The organism is Streptomyces sp. NPDC012637 (genome assembly GCF_042954805.1).
GTDB lineage: Bacteria > Actinomycetota > Actinomycetes > Streptomycetales > Streptomycetaceae > Streptomyces.
The window spans coordinates 419,101-437,398 of sequence record NZ_JBIBDS010000005.1 but is presented as its reverse complement, the minus strand read 5'-3'; the positions used below and the strand labels follow the sequence as shown (position 1 = coordinate 437,398).

At 71.0% G+C, this 18,298-nt stretch carries 17 protein-coding genes and 5 tRNA genes; 12 read left to right on the top strand and 10 right to left on the bottom strand.

Annotated elements, in window-relative coordinates; all coding sequences use genetic code 11:
- Positions 1–97: 97 nt before the first annotated feature.
- A complete protein-coding gene (gene ndgR / locus ACFY8W_RS22290; protein WP_128977462.1) occupies positions 98–814 on the top strand; it encodes an IclR family transcriptional regulator NdgR in 717 nt (238 codons plus the stop codon).
- 153 nt (positions 815–967) lie between these two features.
- On the opposite strand, the gene ACFY8W_RS22285 is transcribed toward ndgR, so the two are convergent.
- The 6 genes from ACFY8W_RS22285 to ACFY8W_RS22260 form a co-directional block, all read right to left on the bottom strand.
- Positions 968–1,043: transfer RNA gene (locus ACFY8W_RS22285), tRNA-Glu, on the bottom strand.
- A 46-nt stretch (positions 1,044–1,089) separates the two neighbouring features.
- Positions 1,090–1,161: transfer RNA gene (locus ACFY8W_RS22280), tRNA-Gln, on the bottom strand.
- 18 nt (positions 1,162–1,179) lie between these two features.
- Positions 1,180–1,255 (bottom strand) — tRNA-Glu (locus ACFY8W_RS22275).
- A gap of 61 nt (positions 1,256–1,316) precedes the next feature.
- A tRNA-Glu gene (locus ACFY8W_RS22270) sits at positions 1,317–1,389 on the bottom strand.
- 41 nt (positions 1,390–1,430) lie between these two features.
- Positions 1,431–1,502, bottom strand: a tRNA-Gln gene (locus ACFY8W_RS22265).
- A gap of 97 nt (positions 1,503–1,599) precedes the next feature.
- Positions 1,600–2,322 (bottom strand): HAD-IA family hydrolase, encoded by a 723-nt coding sequence (locus ACFY8W_RS22260; RefSeq protein WP_391107816.1) that lies wholly within the window; start codon positions 2,320–2,322, stop codon positions 1,600–1,602.
- 145 nt (positions 2,323–2,467) lie between these two features.
- Here ACFY8W_RS22260 and ACFY8W_RS22255 point away from each other — a divergent pair, with 145 nt between their 5' ends.
- The gene (locus tag ACFY8W_RS22255; RefSeq protein WP_391107813.1) at positions 2,468–2,761 is read left to right on the top strand and encodes a hypothetical protein; all 294 of its coding nucleotides are present in this window, start codon (positions 2,468–2,470) and stop codon (positions 2,759–2,761) included.
- Here the strand turns inward: ACFY8W_RS22255 and ACFY8W_RS22250 are convergent.
- The 4 genes from ACFY8W_RS22250 to ACFY8W_RS22235 all read right to left on the bottom strand — a co-directional run bounded on the left by ACFY8W_RS22250 (position 2,722) and on the right by ACFY8W_RS22235 (position 5,550).
- Positions 2,722–2,877 carry a hypothetical protein gene (locus ACFY8W_RS22250; protein ID WP_391107810.1) on the bottom strand — a complete coding sequence of 52 codons (156 nt, stop codon included), beginning with the start codon at positions 2,875–2,877 and terminating at the stop codon, positions 2,722–2,724. The two genes, ACFY8W_RS22255 and ACFY8W_RS22250, sit on opposite strands and share 40 nt — an antisense overlap.
- Before the next feature lie 148 nt (positions 2,878–3,025).
- Positions 3,026–4,498 (bottom strand): glutamate--tRNA ligase, encoded by a 1,473-nt coding sequence (gene gltX, locus ACFY8W_RS22245; RefSeq protein WP_391107808.1) that lies wholly within the window; start codon positions 4,496–4,498, stop codon positions 3,026–3,028.
- Positions 4,491–5,285, bottom strand: coding sequence for a fumarylacetoacetate hydrolase family protein (locus ACFY8W_RS22240; protein ID WP_391107805.1), 795 nt, complete (start codon positions 5,283–5,285; stop codon positions 4,491–4,493). The genes gltX and ACFY8W_RS22240 overlap by 8 nt, the downstream gene beginning before the upstream one ends.
- 79 nt (positions 5,286–5,364) lie before the next feature.
- Complete coding sequence (locus tag ACFY8W_RS22235; protein ID WP_391107802.1) at positions 5,365–5,550, bottom strand: hypothetical protein; 186 nt, start codon at positions 5,548–5,550, stop codon at positions 5,365–5,367.
- 564 nt (positions 5,551–6,114) lie between these two features.
- On the opposite strand from ACFY8W_RS22235, the gene ACFY8W_RS22230 reads away from it, so the two are divergent.
- From ACFY8W_RS22230 to ACFY8W_RS22185, 10 genes are all read left to right on the top strand, one after another.
- Complete coding sequence (locus ACFY8W_RS22230; RefSeq protein WP_391107799.1) at positions 6,115–9,840, top strand: nitrate- and nitrite sensing domain-containing protein; 3,726 nt, start codon at positions 6,115–6,117, stop codon at positions 9,838–9,840.
- Positions 9,841–9,849: 9 nt separating this feature from the next.
- Positions 9,850–10,263 carry a roadblock/LC7 domain-containing protein gene (locus ACFY8W_RS22225; RefSeq protein ID WP_128978732.1) on the top strand — a complete coding sequence of 138 codons (414 nt, stop codon included), beginning with the start codon at positions 9,850–9,852 and terminating at the stop codon, positions 10,261–10,263.
- Between the two features lie 198 nt (positions 10,264–10,461).
- Positions 10,462–10,869 carry a DUF742 domain-containing protein gene (locus ACFY8W_RS22220; protein WP_128978535.1) on the top strand — a complete coding sequence of 136 codons (408 nt, stop codon included), beginning with the start codon at positions 10,462–10,464 and terminating at the stop codon, positions 10,867–10,869.
- Positions 10,850–11,437 carry an ATP/GTP-binding protein gene (locus ACFY8W_RS22215; protein WP_391107796.1) on the top strand — a complete coding sequence of 196 codons (588 nt, stop codon included), beginning with the start codon at positions 10,850–10,852 and terminating at the stop codon, positions 11,435–11,437. Before ACFY8W_RS22220 ends, ACFY8W_RS22215 begins: the two co-directional genes overlap by 20 nt.
- A gap of 363 nt (positions 11,438–11,800) precedes the next feature.
- Positions 11,801–15,061 (top strand): nitrate- and nitrite sensing domain-containing protein, encoded by a 3,261-nt coding sequence (locus ACFY8W_RS22210; protein WP_391107794.1) that lies wholly within the window; start codon positions 11,801–11,803, stop codon positions 15,059–15,061.
- A gap of 10 nt (positions 15,062–15,071) precedes the next feature.
- The gene (locus tag ACFY8W_RS22205) at positions 15,072–15,485 is read left to right on the top strand and encodes a roadblock/LC7 domain-containing protein (protein ID WP_128978734.1); all 414 of its coding nucleotides are present in this window, start codon (positions 15,072–15,074) and stop codon (positions 15,483–15,485) included.
- A gap of 93 nt (positions 15,486–15,578) precedes the next feature.
- A complete protein-coding gene (locus ACFY8W_RS22200; RefSeq protein ID WP_391107791.1) occupies positions 15,579–16,142 on the top strand; it encodes a DUF742 domain-containing protein in 564 nt (187 codons plus the stop codon).
- Entirely contained in the window at positions 16,123–16,704 is a 582-nt protein-coding gene (locus tag ACFY8W_RS22195) for an ATP/GTP-binding protein (RefSeq protein ID WP_069978110.1), read from the top strand. The genes ACFY8W_RS22200 and ACFY8W_RS22195 overlap by 20 nt, the downstream gene beginning before the upstream one ends.
- A gap of 122 nt (positions 16,705–16,826) precedes the next feature.
- The gene (locus ACFY8W_RS22190; RefSeq protein WP_391107789.1) at positions 16,827–17,828 is read left to right on the top strand and encodes a protein kinase; all 1,002 of its coding nucleotides are present in this window, start codon (positions 16,827–16,829) and stop codon (positions 17,826–17,828) included.
- A complete protein-coding gene (locus ACFY8W_RS22185) occupies positions 17,818–18,294 on the top strand; it encodes a hypothetical protein (protein WP_391107786.1) in 477 nt (158 codons plus the stop codon). The genes ACFY8W_RS22190 and ACFY8W_RS22185 overlap by 11 nt, the downstream gene beginning before the upstream one ends.
- Positions 18,295–18,298: the final 4 nt, after the last annotated feature.

Below are 18,298 nucleotides of genomic sequence, written 5' to 3'. Positions count from 1 at the left end.
CCGTTTCGCGAGCCGTTGTGCGGCCGCCTCACCAGAGTCACAGGTTCCGAGAAAAATTGAACTTGCGTTTCACAGAGTGAGACGCGAATATCGTTGCATGGACAACTCTAGCGGCGTAGGCGTTCTCGACAAGGCAGCCCTTGTCCTGAGCGCCCTGGAGTCCGGTCCGGCCACCCTCGCAGGACTGGTCGCGGCGACGGGACTCGCACGACCCACGGCCCACCGACTGGCCGTGGCCTTGGAACACCACCGGATGGTGGCCCGCGACATGCAGGGCCGGTTCATCCTCGGACCGCGGCTGGCGGAGCTCGCCGCCGCGGCCGGCGAGGACCGCCTGCTCGCGACCGCCGGGCCGGTGCTGACGCATCTGCGCGACGTGACCGGCGAGAGCGCCCAGCTCTACCGGCGCCAGGGCGACATGCGCATCTGCGTGGCGGCCGCCGAGCGGCTGTCCGGACTTCGGGACACCGTCCCGGTCGGCTCCACGCTGACCATGAAGGCCGGCTCGTCCGCGCAGATCCTCATGGCCTGGGAGGAGCCCGAGCGGCTGCACCGCGGCCTGCAGGGCGCCCGCTTCACGGCGACCGCCCTGTCGGGCGTGCGGCGCCGCGGGTGGGCCCAGTCGATCGGCGAGCGGGAGCCGGGCGTCGCGTCCGTCTCCGCGCCCGTACGCGGCCCCTCGAACCGCGTGGTGGCCGCCGTGTCGGTCTCGGGCCCGATCGAGCGCCTGACCCGCCACCCGGGCCGTATGCACGCCCAGGCGGTCATCGACGCGGCCGCGCGCCTGACCGAGGCCCTCCGCCGCAACGGCTGATCCTTCTCTTCTCTCTTCTTGTTTCGGATTCCCCCGGCCCACCGCTCCAACGCCGCAGCGGTGGGCCGGAGTTGTGTCCGCGATCACGTCCACGATCATGGTCGGCCGGAAACAGCGAAGAAGCCCTCCCCCGAAGGGAAGGGCTTCTTCGTCTGGTACCCCCGACCGGATTCGAACCGGCGCTACCGCCTTGAGAGGGCGGCGTGCTAGGCCGCTACACAACGGGGGCAAGATCTACGAGACCCACGCGACCGCAGTCGCATGATGTCACTACGCTGGCCTACCTGGACTCGAACCAAGACTAACTGAACCAGAATCAGTCGTGCTGCCAATTACACCATAGGCCACTGGTGGTTTAGACCAGTTGGTACCCCCGACCGGATTCGAACCGGCGCTACCGCCTTGAGAGGGCGGCGTGCTAGGCCGCTACACAACGGGGGCCCTAGCGATCCTGCATCGGGTTCACCGGGAGCTACCCAAGTGATCCCGCGGGAAGGATCTGTACCCCCGACCGGATTCGAACCGGCGCTACCGCCTTGAGAGGGCGGCGTGCTAGGCCGCTACACAACGGGGGCTTTGTGGATGCCATCCACGGTTTGCAGATGAGCTCTGCGAGCTGGCCTACCTGGACTCGAACCAAGACTAACTGAACCAGAATCAGTCGTGCTGCCAATTACACCATAGGCCACCGGGGCGCGATCCCTCCGAGGAGAGGATCTTGCTCTGGCTTGCGCTTTCGGGTTTTTCCGGCCTTTCGGCCCGTTCCCCTCGGCGCAGGAAGAACATTACCCGAAGGTGGACGGTGCTCCAAAACGCGTATCCCCGCGCAGCACTCCGGGCAGCTGGTGGAGGTCGGTGATGCGGGTCAGCTCGGGCCTGCCGCCGCTGTCGGCGCGGTCCAGCCAGACCCCGAGGAGGCCCGCCTCCACCGCGCCGCGCGCGTCGATGTCCGGCTGGTCGCCGACGTACGCGACCTGTTCCGGCGCCAGCCCCAGGGCCGTGCACGCCGCGTGGAAGGCCTCGGCGGCGGGCTTGGCCACGCCGAGCTCGGCGGCGCACACCACGGCCTCGAAGCGGTCCCGTACGCCCAGGGTGCGCAGCTTGTGGTCCTGGTTGTGGATGCTGGAGTTGGACAGCACACCGTGACGGTAGTCACGGGCCAGCAGGTCGAGAACGGGCACGGTGTCGGGGAACAGCTCCCAGGCGGCCTCGTAATGGGCCACGTACCGGTCGAACCAGGCGTCGGCCTCGACGGCGGTGAGCCCGGGCCGCCCGAGGAAGTCGCGTACGCGGTCGCGCCGCTGGTCCCGGAAGTCCCCGCCCTCGGCCTCGTACCGGCGCCAGTGCAGCTCCGTGAGTTCCTTCCAGCGCCGCAGGGCCTCCTCGACGGTGCCGTACGCGCCCAGGTGCCCCTCGGCGGCGAGATGCGCCCGCATCCCGGCCCGGTCGGCGCTCGCGTAGTCGAAGATCGTGTCGTCGATGTCCCAGAGCACGGCGCGGATGGTCATGCAACCGACGGTACCGCCCGGCGCCCCTGCCGGTCAGGGCTTCCCGATGTCCACGGCCCAGACCCCGGTGCCGCCGTAGGCCCCGGGCACGGCGGTGAGGACCTGGCCGTCGGGGACCCCCGAGGCGGCCGCGTAAACGGCGTGCGTGGCGCCAGTCGACGCCGGCGGCGACCGCCTGCTCGACGGCGGCCGTGGCGGCGACATCGAGGGGCAGGAACTCGAGCCCGGGAAGCGCACCGGCGTGCGCGACGATCCCCGGCAGTTCCAGGCTCGCCGCCAACAGGCAGAGCGCCGGTACGTGAGCCCTCTGGGCCGGGTCGTCCACCTCGACCACGACGATCGAGGACAGCAGCCGGTGGCCGCGGCCGAGCGCCACCATGGCCGTGTGATCGAGGATGATCACCTGCGGCTCCCCACCTGCCGTGCGGCGATGGCCTGACGCCAGGCCTGCCCCTCGCGCAGCACGTCGTCGTCGAGCTCGGCCCCGAGCTGCTCGCGGACGTACGCGATCGCCTTCGCCGTCCGCTCGGCCTCGGTGGGGACGGCGGCGACCATGCGCTCGACGTAGGCCCGGGTGCTCAGACCACGCTCCTCGGCCAGCGTGCCCAGGCGGTCCCGTTCGCCGGGGGCCTTCGGCGATACGCCTCGGGGGCGGCACCCGGAGCGAGTCCGGGTGCCGCCCCCGAGGGCGACCGCGAAGGGGTCAGCCCGCGAGCTTCGCCAGGGCGGCGTCGATGCGGGCCAGGGTCTTCTCCTCGCCCAGGATCTGGAGCGACTCGAAGAGCGGCAGGCCGACCGTGCGGCCGGTGACGGCGACGCGGACCGGGGCCTGGGCCTTGCCGAGCTTGAGGCCGTGGGCCTCGCCGGCGGCGAGGACGGCGTTCTTCAGGGACTCGGGGTCGTTCCAGTCGGCTGCCACGAGCTTCTCGCGGGCGGTGGTCAGCAGCGCGGCCGGCTCGCCCTTCATCGCCTTGTCCCAGGACGGCTGGTCGAAGACCGGCTCGTCGAGGAACAGGAAGTCGACGTTGGCCGTGATGTCCGACAGGACGGTCAGCCGGGTCTGGGCGTAGGGCGCGATGGCCTCCCAGGCCGCCTGGTCGAAGTCCTCCGGGGCCCAGTTGGCGTGCGGTGCCCGGAGCCACGGCTCGCAGGCCGCGGCGAAGTCCTTCACGTCCAGCATGCGGATGTGGTCCGCGTTGATGGACTCGGCCTTCTTGAGGTCGAAGCGGGCCGGGTTGGCGTTGACGTCCGCGATGTCGAACTTCTCGACCATCTCGGGGATGGTGAAGAGGTCCTGGTCGGCGGAGAAGGACCAGCCGAGGAGGGAGAGGTAGTTGAGCAGGCCCTCCGGCAGGAAGCCGCGCTCCCGGTAGAGGTTGAGGGAGGCCTGCGGGTCGCGCTTGGAGAGCTTCTTGTTGCCCTCGCCCATGACGTACGGCAGGTGGCCGAAGGCGGGGATCTCCTTGGCGACGCCCAGCTCGATCAGCGCCTTGTAGAGCGCGATCTGGCGCGGGGTGGAGGAGAGCAGGTCCTCGCCGCGCAGGACGTGGGTGATCTCCATCAGGGCGTCGTCGACCGGGTTGACCAGGGTGTACAGCGGGGCGCCGTTGGCGCGCACGATGCCGTAGTCCGGGACGTTCTCCGGGGTGAAGGTGAGCTCGCCGCGGACGAGGTCGGTGAAGGTGATCGTCTCGTCCGGCATCCGGAAGCGGACGATGGCCTCGCGGCCCTCGGCCTTGTAGGTCTCGACCTGCTCGGCGGTGAGCTCGCGGCAGTGGCCGTCGTAGCCGGAGGGCCGGCCCGCGGCGCGGGCGGCCTCGCGGCGGTCGTCCAGCTCGGTCTGGGTGCAGTAGCAGTGGTACGCGTAGCCACCGGCCAGCAGCTTGTCGGCGACGTCCTTGTAGATGTCCATCCGCTGCGACTGCCGGTACGGCTCGTGCGGGCCGCCGGCCTCGGGGCCCTCGTCCCAGTCGAGGCCGAGCCAGCGCAGCGAGTCGAGCAGCTGGTTGTAGGACTCCTCGGAGTCGCGGGCCGCGTCGGTGTCCTCGATGCGGAAGACCATGGTGCCCTGGTTGTGCCGGGCGAAGGCCCAGTTGAAGAGGGCGGTGCGGACCAGGCCCACGTGGGGGTTGCCGGTCGGGGACGGACAGAAACGGACGCGGATCGCGTTAGCCACGCTTGATCACCCTGTTGGTGAGAGTGCCGATGCCTTCGATGGTGACGGCGACCTCGTCGCCGACGTTGAGGGGGCCGACCCCGGCGGGGGTGCCGGTGAGGATGACGTCGCCCGGGAGCAGCGTCATGGCCTCGGAGATGTGGACGACCAGGTCCTCGATGGAGCGGATCATGTCGCTCGTACGGCCGAGCTGTCGCTGTTCGCCGTTGACCGTCGCCTGGATGGTCAGGTCGCTCGCGTCGGCGATGCTCAGGCCGGTCTCGATCCAGGGGCCCAGCGGGCAGGAGGTGTCGAAGCCCTTGGCGCGGGCCCACTGGGCCTCGCGCTTCTGGACGTCGCGGGCGGTGACGTCGTTGGCGCAGGTGTAGCCGAGGACGACGTCCTTCACGCGCTCGCGGGGCACCTCGCGGCACATGCGGCCGATGACCACGGCCAGTTCGGCCTCGTGGTGCAGTTCCTCGGAGAAGGAGGGGTACTCGATGGCGTCACCGGGGCCGATGACCGAGGTGGTGGGCTTGAAGAAGGCCACCGGGACCTCGGGCACCTCGTTGCCGAGTTCGCCGGCGTGCTCCGCGTAGTTGCGGCCGATGGCCACGACCTTGTTGGGGAGCACGGGCGGCAGGAGCCGGACCTTGCTCATCGGGACCTTGGTGCCGCTGAGCTCGAAGTCGGTGTACGGGATGCCCTTGATGATGTCGAGGACCAGGCCGCCGGACTCGACGGTCCCCTCGCCCTCGACCGCGCCGAAGGCGACGTTGCCGTCGATGGAGAATCTGGCGATGCGCACGAGTGCTGTCGCCCCTCACTTGCTACTGGCTGGAGTCTGACGCTCCAGGCTAACGCGCGGGGGCGGGCGTTCCGGGCGCTTATCGCGCGGGCTGGTACGGCTCCGGGGCGGTCATCAGGATCGTGCGGCGCGGGTTGGCCGTGACGCCCGGGAGCTCGGCTGCGTACTCGGGCCGGGCGCCGCGGCCGAGCTGCGCCGCGTCCTCGAGGTGGGCGAGGGTGGAGCGGCGGGGGTTGGCCGTGGTGCGGAGTACGAACGTCTTCATCGCGGTGTCGGACCCTTGTCTGGGAGCGGTTGGGCTGCAACACCCATTCTGTAAAGCGTCAGGCTAAACATGCAATTCCCTTCGAATGCATGGCGGATTCAACGAACTACGTGTGAGTTTGCTCACCACTAGCGGAACATACCGGGCATTACGCACCGCCATCCGGGGTAACCGAAACGGACATTCCTCCACTGAACGCGCCATTCCGCTCCTGATCATGGCGACTGGGACACCCGCCCCCTTCCATCGCTTCGCGGTGATACGCCCGATTCCTCCGTGATCATCTTCTACGTGGGGTGACGTACTGTTCACAGGTTGTCATGCCGCTCGGGGCGTACCTCGCGGCCCTTGTTGGAGATCCGCCACTGTGCTGGAATTCCACGCACCGCCGCGGGCTTGAGGCCGGCGCGCAGGGGGCGCAACGCAGCGCCGGCCGAGTGGCGGGAAAGGGGGATCTGCGCCGGTCACCGACGACCACCACTGGGGCGCACCTGCGCCCCTAGACGCCGACACCGTCCTCTCCGTTCACCCGGAAGGACGCCTGGTCCAGAGGTTGCGACGCTAGTGCAGGGACGTTTCAAGAGGGATGGCACGGGCTCCTCCCAGGCCCGCAAGGGCCGAGGGGATGCTTCGGCGGAGCAGGAGCCGCGTGCCGGGACCCAGCACGGTTCCCCGGCCTCGCAGCCCCAGAACCCCAAGAAGGGCGAAGGCGGTGACGGCGCCGCCCGCGGCACCGCCGCGGACGCCGCGGCCGAACACGCCCCGCTCCCCAAGCTCCAGTCCGAGAACTCCGTCGGGCCCCGAATAGCCCTGCGCAACTGGCGCATCTCCACCCGCCTCGTGGCGCTGCTGACCCTCCCCGTGGTCGCCGCGACCAGCCTCGGCGGCATCCGCATCAGCGAGTCCTTGCAGGACATGGAACAGCTGGATCACATGCAGCTGCTCACCAAGCTGACCAAGGAGGCCACCAACTTCGCGGAGGCGCTGCAGACCGAGCGCGACCTCTCCGCCGGTCCGCTCGCCAACAAGAAGTCGGTCAGCGACTACCAGGTCTCCAACCCGCGCAAGGCGACCGACCGCGCGTACAAGGCCTTCCTCGAGGCGACCAACGACATCCCGGCGACCGAGGACGACGAGTCGCTGCGCAGCATCCGGCAGAACGTCAGCCAGATCGCCTCGCAGGTCAGCCAGCTCGGTTCGATCCGCACCACCGCGTACGAGGAGGGCGTCGCCCACTCCGTGACGGTCGAGGCGTACAGCCGCCTCATCCGCTCGCTGCTCAGCCTGTCCCAGGACATGGCGCAGGCGACCAGCAACCCGGAGATGATCAAGCGGACCCGCGCGCTCGCCGCGTTCTCGTCCGCCAAGGAGTACGCCTCCATCCAGCAGGCGATCATCGCCTCCGCGCTGCCCCCGAACGACAGCAAGGCCGCCAAGATCGAGCAGGGCGACCGCCTCTACGGCGACGCCGCCCTCACCAGTGAGGCCGTCGAGCTCAAGTCCTTCAAGTCGATCTACGAGTCGACCGGCGGCGACGCCGAGGAGCTCACCGCCTCGCTGACCAACGGCAACCCCTCCATCGAGGCCGCCGACAACTACGCCCAGCGGATGCTGAAGTCGGACCGGGGCCTGCCCGACGTCAAGCGCGGTCACCTCAACTTCACCGACGAGTACGGCACCAAGATCCGGGCCATGAACACCATCGAGGCCACGCTGCTGGGCGAGATGGAGACCAAGGCCCGTGAGCTGCGCCAGGAGTCGCAGCGCGACGCCATCATCAACGGTGCCCTGATCCTCCTCGTCCTCGGCGTCTCGCTGGTCGGTGCCTTCGTCGTGGCCCGGTCCATGATCCGGTCGCTGCGCCGGCTCCAGGACACCGCCACCAAGGTCGCCCAGGAACGCCTGCCCGAGCTGGTCAAGCAGCTCTCCGAGTCCGACCCGCAGGACGTCGACACCTCCGTCGAGTCCGTCGGTGTGCACTCCCGCGACGAGATCGGCCAGGTGGCCGCGGCCTTCGACGACGTGCACCGCGAGGCGGTCCGCCTCGCCGCCGAGCAGGCCCTCCTCCGGGGCAACGTCAACGCGATGTTCACCAACCTCTCGCGCCGTTCCCAGGGCCTCATCCAGCGTCAGCTCTCGCTCATCTCCGAGCTGGAGTCCCGCGAGGCCGACCCGGACCAGCTGTCCTCGCTCTTCAAGCTCGACCACCTCGCGACGCGCATGCGCCGTAACGGCGAGAACCTCCTCGTCCTCGCCGGTGAGGAGCCGGGCCGTCGCTGGACCCGCCCGGTCCCGCTGGTCGACGTCCTGCGTGCCGCCGCCTCCGAGGTGGAGCAGTACGAGCGCATCGAACTGGCCGCGGTCCCGGCGACCGAGGTCGCCGGCCGCGTCGTCAACGACCTCGTGCACCTGCTCGCCGAGCTCCTGGAGAACGCCACCTCGTTCTCCTCGCCCCAGACCAAGGTCCGCGTCACCGGTCACGCCCTGCCCGACGGCCGTGTGCTCGTCGAGATCCACGACACCGGCATCGGCCTCTCCCCCGAGGACCTCGCCGCGATCAACGAGCGGCTCGCCTCGCCGCCCACCGTGGACGTCTCGGTCTCCCGCCGCATGGGTCTGTTCGTGGTCGGCCGCCTGTCCCTGCGACACGGCATCCGGATCCAGCTGCGTCCGTCCGACTCGGGCGGCACCACCGCGCTCGTCATGCTCCCGGTCGACGTCGCCCACGGCGGCAAGAAGCCCGCGCCGAAGCCCGGTGCGGGCGGCCAGGGCGCCGTGCCGCAGGGCCAGGGCGCCCCGGGCGGCCGGCTCACCGGCGGTCCCGGCGCGGCCGGCGGCCCCGGTGCTCCCGGCGGACGTCCGGGCGGTGCCCCGTCCGCGTCCGGCGGGCGGCTCGGTGCCGGCGCGAGCCGTACGGCGCTGCCGGGCCGTGACGGCGGCCAGCAGGGCCAGAACGGCCCGAGCGGGCAGAACTTCTTCCAGGAGCGCGGCTCCCAGGCTCCCGCCCCGGCGCAGGCGCAGGGTCCGCAGACCGAGCAGATGCCGCCCGTGCCGCAGGACCAGCAGCAGCGTCCCGGTGCCGGCGCGCCCGGCGGTTTCGTGGGCGGCGCGCAGAGCGCCATCCCGTCCCGTACGGACGTGTGGGGCGGCGGCCAGAACAACCAGGCCGCGCGCGGCCCGCAGGGCCCGCAGGCCCCTCAGCCGCAGGCCCCGCAGGAGCCCCGCCCGGTCCAGAACGGCTACCCGCGTGCCGAGCTGCCCGGCGGCAACCCGCAGCAGCAGCCCGCCCGGCCGCAGGCCACGAGCTGGGGCAACGACCCGGCGCAGCCGGTCCGCAGGCCGCAGCAGGACATGACGCCGCTCGACGCGCCGCGCGGTCACGAGGAGCCCCAGCAGGCCCCGCACCAGGCTCCGCAGCCGATGGCCCCGCAGGGCTACCAGGGCGGCGTCCAGGACCCGGCGTCCACGGCGCAGTTCCCGCGTCCGGACTTCGGTGCACCGCAGCAGGCGCCGCAGCAGGCCCCGCAGCAGCAGTTCGGCCACCAGCCGTTCGTACCGCAGGCCCAGGCGCCCCGGCAGGCCCCGCAGGCTCCGGCTCCCGCCCCGCGCCAGCGCACCGGCAACGAGCCGCAGCAGTCGCAGCAGCCTCGCCAGCCGCAGCTCCAGCAGCCGCGTCAGCCCGAGGCCCTGCCGCCGGCGTCACACGCCGGTGACGGCCGTACGCCGCTGTACGACACCCTGGAGACCAACTGGTTCCGCCAGGAGCAGGAGCAGAACGGCCAGGGTCAGGGCCAGTACGCCGGCCAGTACCCGGGTCAGCAGCAGCCGGCCCAGGGCCACGGGCCCGCTTCCGCCGCGCCGCAGCAGCCGGCGCAGCGGCAGGCTCCGGACCACGGTGTGCCGGACGTCGAGCGGACGATGCAGACCCCCGTGGTCGCGCAGCGGCCCGGCACGGCGGCCGAGCGTCCCGAGGCGGGCCGGCCCAACGGCCAGGCCTCCTGGCGGACCTCACCCAACGACGAGCTGGTGCGCCAGGCCGAGCGGGTGCGCAAGCCCGCCGCCGGCGGTGTCACCACCTCCGGGCTCCCGCGGCGCGTGCCGCGGGCCAACCTCGTGCCCGGGACCGCCCAGGAGCAGGCCCAGGCGGCCGGCCCCCAGGTGTCCCGTGCACCCGACGACGTCCGCGGCCGGCTCACCAATCTGCGCCGCGGTATCCAGCAGGGCCGTCAGGCGGGCAACTCCACCACGGGTTCCTTCAATCTCGGTCCGACCCACCAGCAGGAGCGTTAGTTGAGCGCGATGAGCCAGGCGGCGCAGAATCTGAACTGGTTGATCACCAACTTCGTGGACAACACCCCCGGGGTGTCCCACACGGTGGTGGTCTCCGCCGACGGACTGCTCCTTGCCATGTCCGAAGGGTTCCCCCGCGACCGCGCCGACCAGCTTGCGGCGGTCGCGTCCGGACTCACCTCGCTGACCGCGGGGGCGTCCCGGATCTTCGAGGGCGGCCCCGTGGCCCAGACCGTGGTGGAGATGGAGCGCGGCTTCCTCTTCATCATGTCGATCTCGGACGGTTCCTCGATGGCCGTGCTCGCGCACCCCGAGTGCGACATCGGCCTCGTGGGCTACGAGATGGCGCTGCTCGTCGACCGTGCGGGCAGCGTCCTCACCCCGGATCTGCGGGCCGAGCTGCAGGGCAGCCTGCTCCGCTAGCCGGTCCGGTTCCGTCCGGAGCCGTCCGGCCCTCCCTCCCCGATTTCCGTCCCTCGTATCCGTACCCGCCAACGACACGCCCGGGGCGGTGCGCCCCTCCGCACCGCCCCGGACCCGTTCACCGTCCGGCCGCCCCATCCGGCCCCCCACCGGCCCCATCAGACGGCAGAAGGTTCTGCTGTCACGCCCGGAGGATTCATGACCCCGCCCCCCGCCTCTCACGATCCGTACGGCGCGTCGATAGACGACGGCTACGGAGCTGAGGGCGACCAGCCGCTGGTACGTCCGTACGCGATGACCGGCGGCCGGACCAGGCCGCGTTACCAGCTCGCCATAGAGGCGCTGGTCAGCACGACTGCCGACCCGGCGCACCTGGCCACGCTGCTTCCGGAGCACCAGCGCATCTGCCACCTCTGCCGTGAGGTGAAGTCGGTGGCCGAGGTGTCGGCGCTCCTGTCGATGCCGCTCGGTGTGGCCCGCATCCTCGTGGCCGACCTGGCCGAGGCCGGCATGGTGGCCATCCACCAGCCGGGCAACGGAGAGGCCGGCGGCACGCCGGACGTGACACTGCTCGAAAGGGTGCTCAGTGGACTTCGCAAGCTCTAGCGGTTCCGCTTCTCAGAGCCGCTCGACCACCAGCGCGAAGATCGTGGTGGCGGGTGGCTTCGGCGTGGGCAAGACCACGTTCGTCGGCGCCGTCTCCGAGATCAACCCGCTGCGAACCGAGGCCGTGATGACCTCCGCTTCCGCGGGCATCGACGACCTGACGCACACCGGTGGGAAGACGACGACGACTGTCGCCATGGACTTCGGCCGCATCACGCTGGACCAGGACCTGATCCTGTACCTGTTCGGTACGCCCGGTCAGGACCGCTTCTGGTTCATGTGGGACGACCTGGTCCGCGGCGCCATCGGTGCCGTCGTGCTCGTGGACACCCGTCGGCTCGCCGACTGTTTCCCGGCCGTGGACTACTTCGAGAACTCGGGCCTCCCCTTCGTGATCGCCCTGAACGGTTTCGACGGGCACCAGCCGTACACCCCGGACGAGGTGCGCGAGGCGCTCCAGATCGGGCCGGACACCCCGATCCTCACGACCGACGCGCGGCACCGCGCGGACGCGAAGAGCGCGCTCATCACCCTCGTCGAGCACGCCCTCATGGCGCGGCTGAAGTAGTACACCTCAAGTAGAAGTCGATATACGTCAGTTGTCGTAGAGATTTTGGGGGCGGTCTGTGTCGTTCGACACGACCGCCCTCAACGGTTCCACCGGTTCATAACGTTTCGACAGAGAATTGGGACCCCTCGGACACCCGACGCATCCACTCGGTGCCGCTGCGCTCACATGAGCCCCGTCTTTTGACGGGGCTCGCTCTTTATGCCCGTTTTATCTCTCCCGTGGGGCGCAGAAACCGGCTGCTTCGCACTGTTTGGAGGGGACCCCCTTCACGTGCTGGAATTCATGAACTCCCGAGTAGTACGGCCCTGAACGAAAAACCCGGCACAACGTAGGTGCCGGCGCCGAGAGGTTGTTGGTCGAGTGAGGCGAAGCAAGGAAAGCTCCGCGGAGCAGCAGACGCGGGGCAACTTCACGCCGCCGTCCCGCGGGCCGATGTCGCCCGTGGACGAGCCCGTGGCGCCGCCGGCCCCGAGCCGCAAGGGCAGCACCAGCAAGCTGTCCCCGCGCAACTGGCGTGTGCCCACCAGGCTGAACGCGATCCTCCTCATACCCGTGCTCGTCGGCCTCGTCATGGGCGGCTTCCAGGTCAAGGGAGCCATCGACACCTGGCAGGAGGCGCAGGACGCCGAGAAGACGGCGCTCATCGTGCGCGCCGCCTCGGACTACGGCCAGGCGCTGCTCAACGAGCGTGACCTCACCGCCGCACCGCTGCTCAAGGCCAAGACCTCCGAGGACCGCGAGAGCGACGAGGTCACCCGGATCTACGCCGCCACCGACGCCGCCAAGGTCAAGTTCGACGAGGCCGTCAAGAACATGCCGGGCGGCCAGGGCCTCGAGCGCCGCCTCCGGCTCTTCCGGGACGCCGAGCCGCGCCTCCAGGAGCTGCGCAAGGTCGCCTACACCCGCTCGCTCGACCCGGTGAACACCCAGCTCGGCTACACCGAGTGCCAGCACTACCTGATGGAGTTCTCCAACGAGCTCGGTCTCGGCACCGGCAACATCACCAGTTACGGCCGCACCGTCTACGCGATCCAGCTGGCGAAGGCCGCCGAGTCCCTCCAGCGCTCCATCGGCACCCAGCTCCTCGTCCGGCCCAGCCAGAAGGACGAGGTCTTCGCCCAGCAGTCGGTCGCCTTCAACTCGTACAACTACCTGGAGCAGATCGCCCTCGGCGAGTACCAGTCCGGTGGCACCGAGGCCGACGTCGAGCGGCTCAAGCAGGTCATGGCCGGCAAGGCCACCGAAGGCGCCAAGAAGATGGCGGCGCTCGGCATCGAGCTTCCCAAGGGCAGCGGCAAGGACGCCTCCGTCTACGCCGGCGTGGCCCAGGCCATCGGCTCCGCCAAGGACGCCGACGCCATCGCGGACCTGAAGAAGCAGGGCATCACCGCCGACACCTGGATGGCCGTCGCCACCGCCAAGTTCGACGGCTACTCCGAGGTCGAGAAGGAGCTCGTCGACAAGGCCACGGCCGAGGCCGCCGACATCTCCGGGGACGCCCAGACCGACGCCTACGTCACCGGTGGCATCACCGTCATCGCCCTGCTCGCCGCCTTCATCCTGGCCGGTCTCATGGCCCGCCAGATGAGCCGTTCGATGCGCGAGCTGCGCACCGCGGCCTTCGGCATCGCCGAGCAGCGCCTGCCGATGCTGGTCGACCAGCTCTCCCGGACCGAGCCCGGCCGGGTCGACACCCGCGTGCAGCCCATCCCGATCGACTCCACGGACGAGATCGGCGAGGTCGCCCGCGCCTTCGACCAGGTGCACCGCGAGGCCGTCCGGCTCGCCGCCGAGCAGGCCCTGCTCCGCGGCAACATCAACGCGATCTTCACCAACCTGTCGCAGCGCAACCAGTCGCTCATCGAGGGCCAGCTGACCCTCATCACCGACCTGGAGAACAACGAGGCCGACCCGGACCAGCTGGAGAACCTCTTCCGCCTGGACCACCTGGCCACCCGTATGCGCCGCAACGGCGAGAACCTCCTGGTCCTCGCCGGCCAGGAGCCCGGCCGCCGCTGGGACCAGCCGGTCCCGCTGGTCGACGTCATGCGCGCCGCCGCCTCCGAGGTGGAGCAGTACGAGCGCATCGACATCGAGGGCGTCCCGGAGGCCGACATCCACGGCCAGGCCGTGACCGACCTCGTGCACCTGCTCGCCGAGCTCCTGGAGAACGCCACCACGTTCTCCTCCCCGCAGACCAAGGTCCGCGTCACCGCGACCCGTCTCCCCGACGGCCGCGTCATGGTCGAGATCCACGACAAGGGCATCGGCCTCACCGCCGAGGACTTCGCGGACATCAACCACAAGCTGGCCAACCCGCCGACCGTGGACGCCGCCGTCTCGCAGCGCATGGGCCTGTTCGTGGTCGGCCGGCTGGCCGACCGGCACGGCGTCCGCGTCCAGCTGCGCCCCTCGGGCGAGCAGGCCGGCACCACGTCGCTGGTCATGCTGCCGGACGCGATCACGCACGGTGGTGGTGGCGAGGCGCCGCTGCAGGACGACTTCACCGTCTCCCAGATGATCCCGCAGCAGTCGCTCTCCGCCTTCGAGCCGCAGGCGCAGCCGATGCGCACCGCCGCCGAACTCGGCTTCGACGACTCGCGCTACGAGCAGCAGGGCGACGACCGCCAGCTCGACCCGGTGAACCGCTCCCTGATGCGCGAGGAGCGCCGGGCGGCCCTGGAGGCCCAGGTGCACGGCCCGGAGCACGCGCCGTACCAGGACCCCGCCGGCGAGCCCACCGCGCCCGCGCAGCAGACGTACGTACCGCAGGGGAACGAGCAGGGCTACGCACCGGAGTACCCCGGCGAGTACGCGCAGGAGTACCAGCAGGACTACGCGCAGGACTACGCGCAGCAGGGTCCGCAGGACCCGCAGCAGGGTCAGGGCCAGGACGCCTTCGGTTACGCCGAGCAGGGCTACGACGGCTACCAGCAGCCCGCCGAGCCCTACCGGGACCAGGCGTATGCGGAAGCTTCGTACGACGGCGGCGTGAACGGCCACCAGGGATATGAGAACAGCTACGACCCCCAGCCCCACCAGGCTGAGTGGCAGCAGCAGGCCGGCTACGGCGAGGGCTTCGCGCAGACGTTCGGAACGGAACCGGAATCTGCTCCGGCCGCTCCCGAACAGGACCGCGACCGCGTAGGCTTCGACCGTCCGGGTGCCACGCCGGGTACCACCCCGGACGCCGGCCACGCGCTGACCGACGCCGGTCTGCCCCGCCGCGGCAGCGTCGCCCCGCAGGCGCCGCAGACCCCGCAGGCGGCGCAGCCCGCGCCGCCGGCCCAGACCGCTGGTCCGGCCGGCACGGAAGCCGACGGTTCCGGGGAATGGCGCTCCGCCAACGACGAGCGCTGGACCCGGGCCGAGAAGCTCCGCGACCCGAAGGCGGGCGGGGTCACCCCCTCCGGCCTTCCGCGACGGGTCCCCAAGGCCAACCTGGTCGAGGGCACCGCGGAGCAGACCCCGCAGGGCGGCCCCCAGGTCTCCCGCGCACCGGAGGACGTCCGGGGCAGGCTGAGCAACCTGCGCCGCGGCGTCCAGCAGGGACGCAGCGTGGGAACGGACACGAACGGATCGGGCCTCGGCCCGGGCAACACCTACAACCAGGAGCGTTAGTGTGAGCGCGATGAGCCAGGCGGCGCAGAATCTGAACTGGTTGATCACCAACTTCGTGGACAACACCCCCGGGGTGTCCCACACGGTGGTGGTCTCCGCCGACGGCCTCCTGCTGGCGATGTCCGAGGGATTCCCCCGGGACCGCGCCGACCAGCTTGCGGCGGTCGCGTCCGGGCTGACCTCGCTGACCGCGGGCGCGTCCCGGATCTTCGAGGGCGGCGCGGTCAACCAGACGGTCGTGGAGATGGAGCGCGGCTTCCTCTTCATCATGTCGATCTCGGACGGCTCCTCGCTGGCCGTGCTCGCCCACCCGGAGTCCGACATCGGTCTCGTGGGCTACGAGATGGCACTGCTCGTCGACCGTGCGGGAAGCGTCCTGACGCCCGACCTGCGGGCGGAACTTCAGGGAAGTCTTCTCAACTAACAGACAGACAGTGCGTTTCTCGTCACCGCACCGTAGGGTGCGGTGGCGCGGTTCCAAGGGACGTGGGGCCGCGAGGCAGTCGGAGGAGGAGACGTGGGTACACCCCCGGGCGCAAGCCCCTACAACGGTTTTGACGCGCACCAGGCGCCGCTCGGCGACGCCGCGCAGAACCGGTACAACTTTCCCTCCACGCCGAGCAGACCGGGCACGGCACAGCCCTACCAGCAGCCGCAGTCCCAGCCCGCCCCCGTCGGCGCGCCCGCCGCGCCGGCCGCCCGCAGGGGCGGTCAGGGCGGTCACGGCGGCTCGGGCGGGAACAACCCGCTGGTGCGCCCGTACGCGATGACCGGCGGCCGGACCCGGCCGCGCTACCAGCTCGCCATCGAGGCGCTGGTCAGCACGACGGCCGATCCGGCCCGGCTGCAGGGCCAGTTGCCCGAGCACCAGCGGATCTGCCGGCTGTGCTTCGAGATCAAGTCGGTCGCGGAGATCTCGGCCCTCCTCTCCATCCCCCTCGGCGTTGCCCGGATTCTCGTCGCCGACCTGGCCGAGGCCGGACTCGTCGCCATCCACCAGCCCGGCGGCGACGAGGCCGCCGGCGGTCAGCCAGACGTGACACTGCTCGAAAGGGTGCTCAGTGGACTTCGCAAGCTCTAGCGGCGGTGCGGCCCGTTCAACCACCAGCGCGAAGATCGTGGTGGCGGGTGGCTTCGGCGTGGGCAAGACCACGTTCGTCGGCGCGGTCTCGGAGATCAACCCGCTGCGAACCGAGGCCGTGATGACGTCCGCTTCCGCGGGCATCGACGACCTCACCCACACGGGCGACAAGACGACGACGACTGTCGCCATGGACTTCGGCCGCATCACCCTGGACCAGGACCTGATCCTGTACCTGTTCGGTACGCCCGGTCAGGACCGCTTCTGGTTCATGTGGGACGACCTGGTCCGCGGCGCCATCGGCGCCGTCGTGCTCGTGGACACCCGACGCCTCGCCGACTGCTTCCCCGCGGTCGACTACTTCGAGAACTCGGGCCTCCCGTTCGTCATCGCCCTCAACGGCTTCGACGGGCACCAGCCGTACACCCCCGACGAGGTCCGCGAGGCCCTCCAGATCGGCCCCGACACCCCGATCATCACCACCGACGCCCGCCACCGCGCGGACGCGAAGAGCGCGCTCATCACCCTCGTCGAGCACGCCCTCATGGCCCGCCTGCGGTAGTCGTCCCGCCACCGCACGCCCGAAGGCCGCGTCCCCCACAAGGGGGACGCGGCCTTCGTCGTGAAACCGGCCCCGCCGGCTCCGGCGTCCCAGTACGTTGTACGGGGACCTCGGGGGGAGACATGGGTTCGCTGGACGGTACGCACCGGATCGGGCGCTTCACGGTCGAACGCACGCTGGGCAACGGCGGGATGGGCAAGGTCTACCTGTGCCGCACGCCCGGCGGACTGCGGCTCGCCGTCAAGGTGATCAGCACGGAGCTCGCCCACTCGCACACCGGGCGGGTGCGCTTCCACCGCGAGGTCCAGGCGCTGCGCGACGTACGCAGCCCGTACACGCTCCCGCTGTACGACGCCCAGACGGCCACACCGCCCTTCTGGCTCGCCTCCCGCTACGTGGAGGGCCCCACCCTGGACGAACACGTCCGCAAGAGAGGCCCGTTGGGCGAGCGGCGGGTGGCCGAGCTCGGCGCGATGCTCGCCGAGGCGCTGGCGGGCGTGCACGCCCACGGTCTCATCCACCGGGACCTGAAGCCCAGCAACATCATCCTGGAGGACGACGAGCCCAGGATCATCGACTTCGGCATCGTCCGCTCGGACAGCGCCACCAAGGGCCTGACGGACCCCCAGTCCCCGCCCGGCACCCACGGCTTCGTCCCGGCGGAGAGCCTGCGCGGCGGCGAACCGACGCCCGCCGTCGACGTGTTCGCGCTCGGGGTGGTCCTGGCGTTCGCCGCGACCGGGTTACTGCCCTTCGGGCACGGTCTGCCCGCCACGCTGCGGATCTACCAGGGCGTGCCGCCGCGGCTCACCGGCGTGCCGCCGGCGCTCGCCTCGATCGTCCGGGCCTGCCTGTCCCCCGCGCCGGCCGAACGGCCGCTGCCCGAGCGGCTGGTGGCGGAGCTCGGCGCCCTCCTGAAGCCCTCGCCCGGCACCGGCCGGCCGCCCGCCCGGCCGCCCCGGCAGCCCACCGTCCCCGTGGCCGATCCCCCGCACCACTGCCATGTGCCCGAGCCGCCGGCCGCCGGCGAGGGCTGCGCCCTGCGCCCGGTCGCCGCCCGGCTGCTCGCGTCGGGGCTCACCCGTCCGCTGATCCGGAAGGCGGTTCTGCAGCATGCCCGATGAGCCCGTGGTCGAACTCCACGACGGCTGGGAGTCGTTGATGTGGGAGTGGGCGCGCCGGCGCGGCGAACCCGTCCACACCGAGGACGGCGCGCTGTACCTGGAGACCAAGGCCGGCGGCCCGTCCGGGCCCCGGCTCACCGTGGACGTCAGCCGGGCCGCCGGTTCGCTCGTGGTCGCCGTGACCGACGGGACGCTGGTCCCGGCGGACCGGCTCGCCCCGACCGCGGCGGCCGCGACCGCGTGGAACGCCCGCGAGGTGACCCCGACGGCGGTGCTGGGGGACGCCCGGAGCGACGAGCCGCTGCTGTCCGCGGTCCTCACCCTGCCGCTGGTCTGCCATCTGACCGCCACCGGCTTCGCCACGACCCTCGACTCGCTGCTCGACCGCTCGGTGCGGCTCCTGCGGGAGTGCCACGACCTCGGATTCGTGCTGCGGAGCATCGATGACCTCGCCGGGCCGGAGTGACCCC

What these genes read in the sequence shown, in the direction of transcription:
- ndgR (WP_128977462.1), top strand. Translation starts at nt 98, where the DNA reads ATGGACAACTCTAGCGGCGTAGGCGTTCTCGACAAGGCAGCCCTTGTC.
- ACFY8W_RS22260 (WP_391107816.1), bottom strand. Translation starts at nt 2,322, where the DNA reads ATGACCATCCGCGCCGTGCTCTGGGACATCGACGACACGATCTTCGAC.
- ACFY8W_RS22250 (WP_391107810.1), bottom strand. Translation starts at nt 2,877, where the DNA reads ATGGTCGCCGCCGTCCCCACCGAGGCCGAGCGGACGGCGAAGGCGATC.
- ACFY8W_RS22235 (WP_391107802.1), bottom strand. Translation starts at nt 5,550, where the DNA reads ATGAAGACGTTCGTACTCCGCACCACGGCCAACCCCCGCCGCTCCACC.
- ACFY8W_RS22225 (WP_128978732.1), top strand. Translation starts at nt 9,850, where the DNA reads ATGAGCCAGGCGGCGCAGAATCTGAACTGGTTGATCACCAACTTCGTG.
- ACFY8W_RS22220 (WP_128978535.1), top strand. Translation starts at nt 10,462, where the DNA reads ATGACCCCGCCCCCCGCCTCTCACGATCCGTACGGCGCGTCGATAGAC.
- ACFY8W_RS22205 (WP_128978734.1), top strand. Translation starts at nt 15,072, where the DNA reads ATGAGCCAGGCGGCGCAGAATCTGAACTGGTTGATCACCAACTTCGTG.
- ACFY8W_RS22190 (WP_391107789.1), top strand. Translation starts at nt 16,827, where the DNA reads ATGGGTTCGCTGGACGGTACGCACCGGATCGGGCGCTTCACGGTCGAA.
- ACFY8W_RS22185 (WP_391107786.1), top strand. Translation starts at nt 17,818, where the DNA reads ATGCCCGATGAGCCCGTGGTCGAACTCCACGACGGCTGGGAGTCGTTG.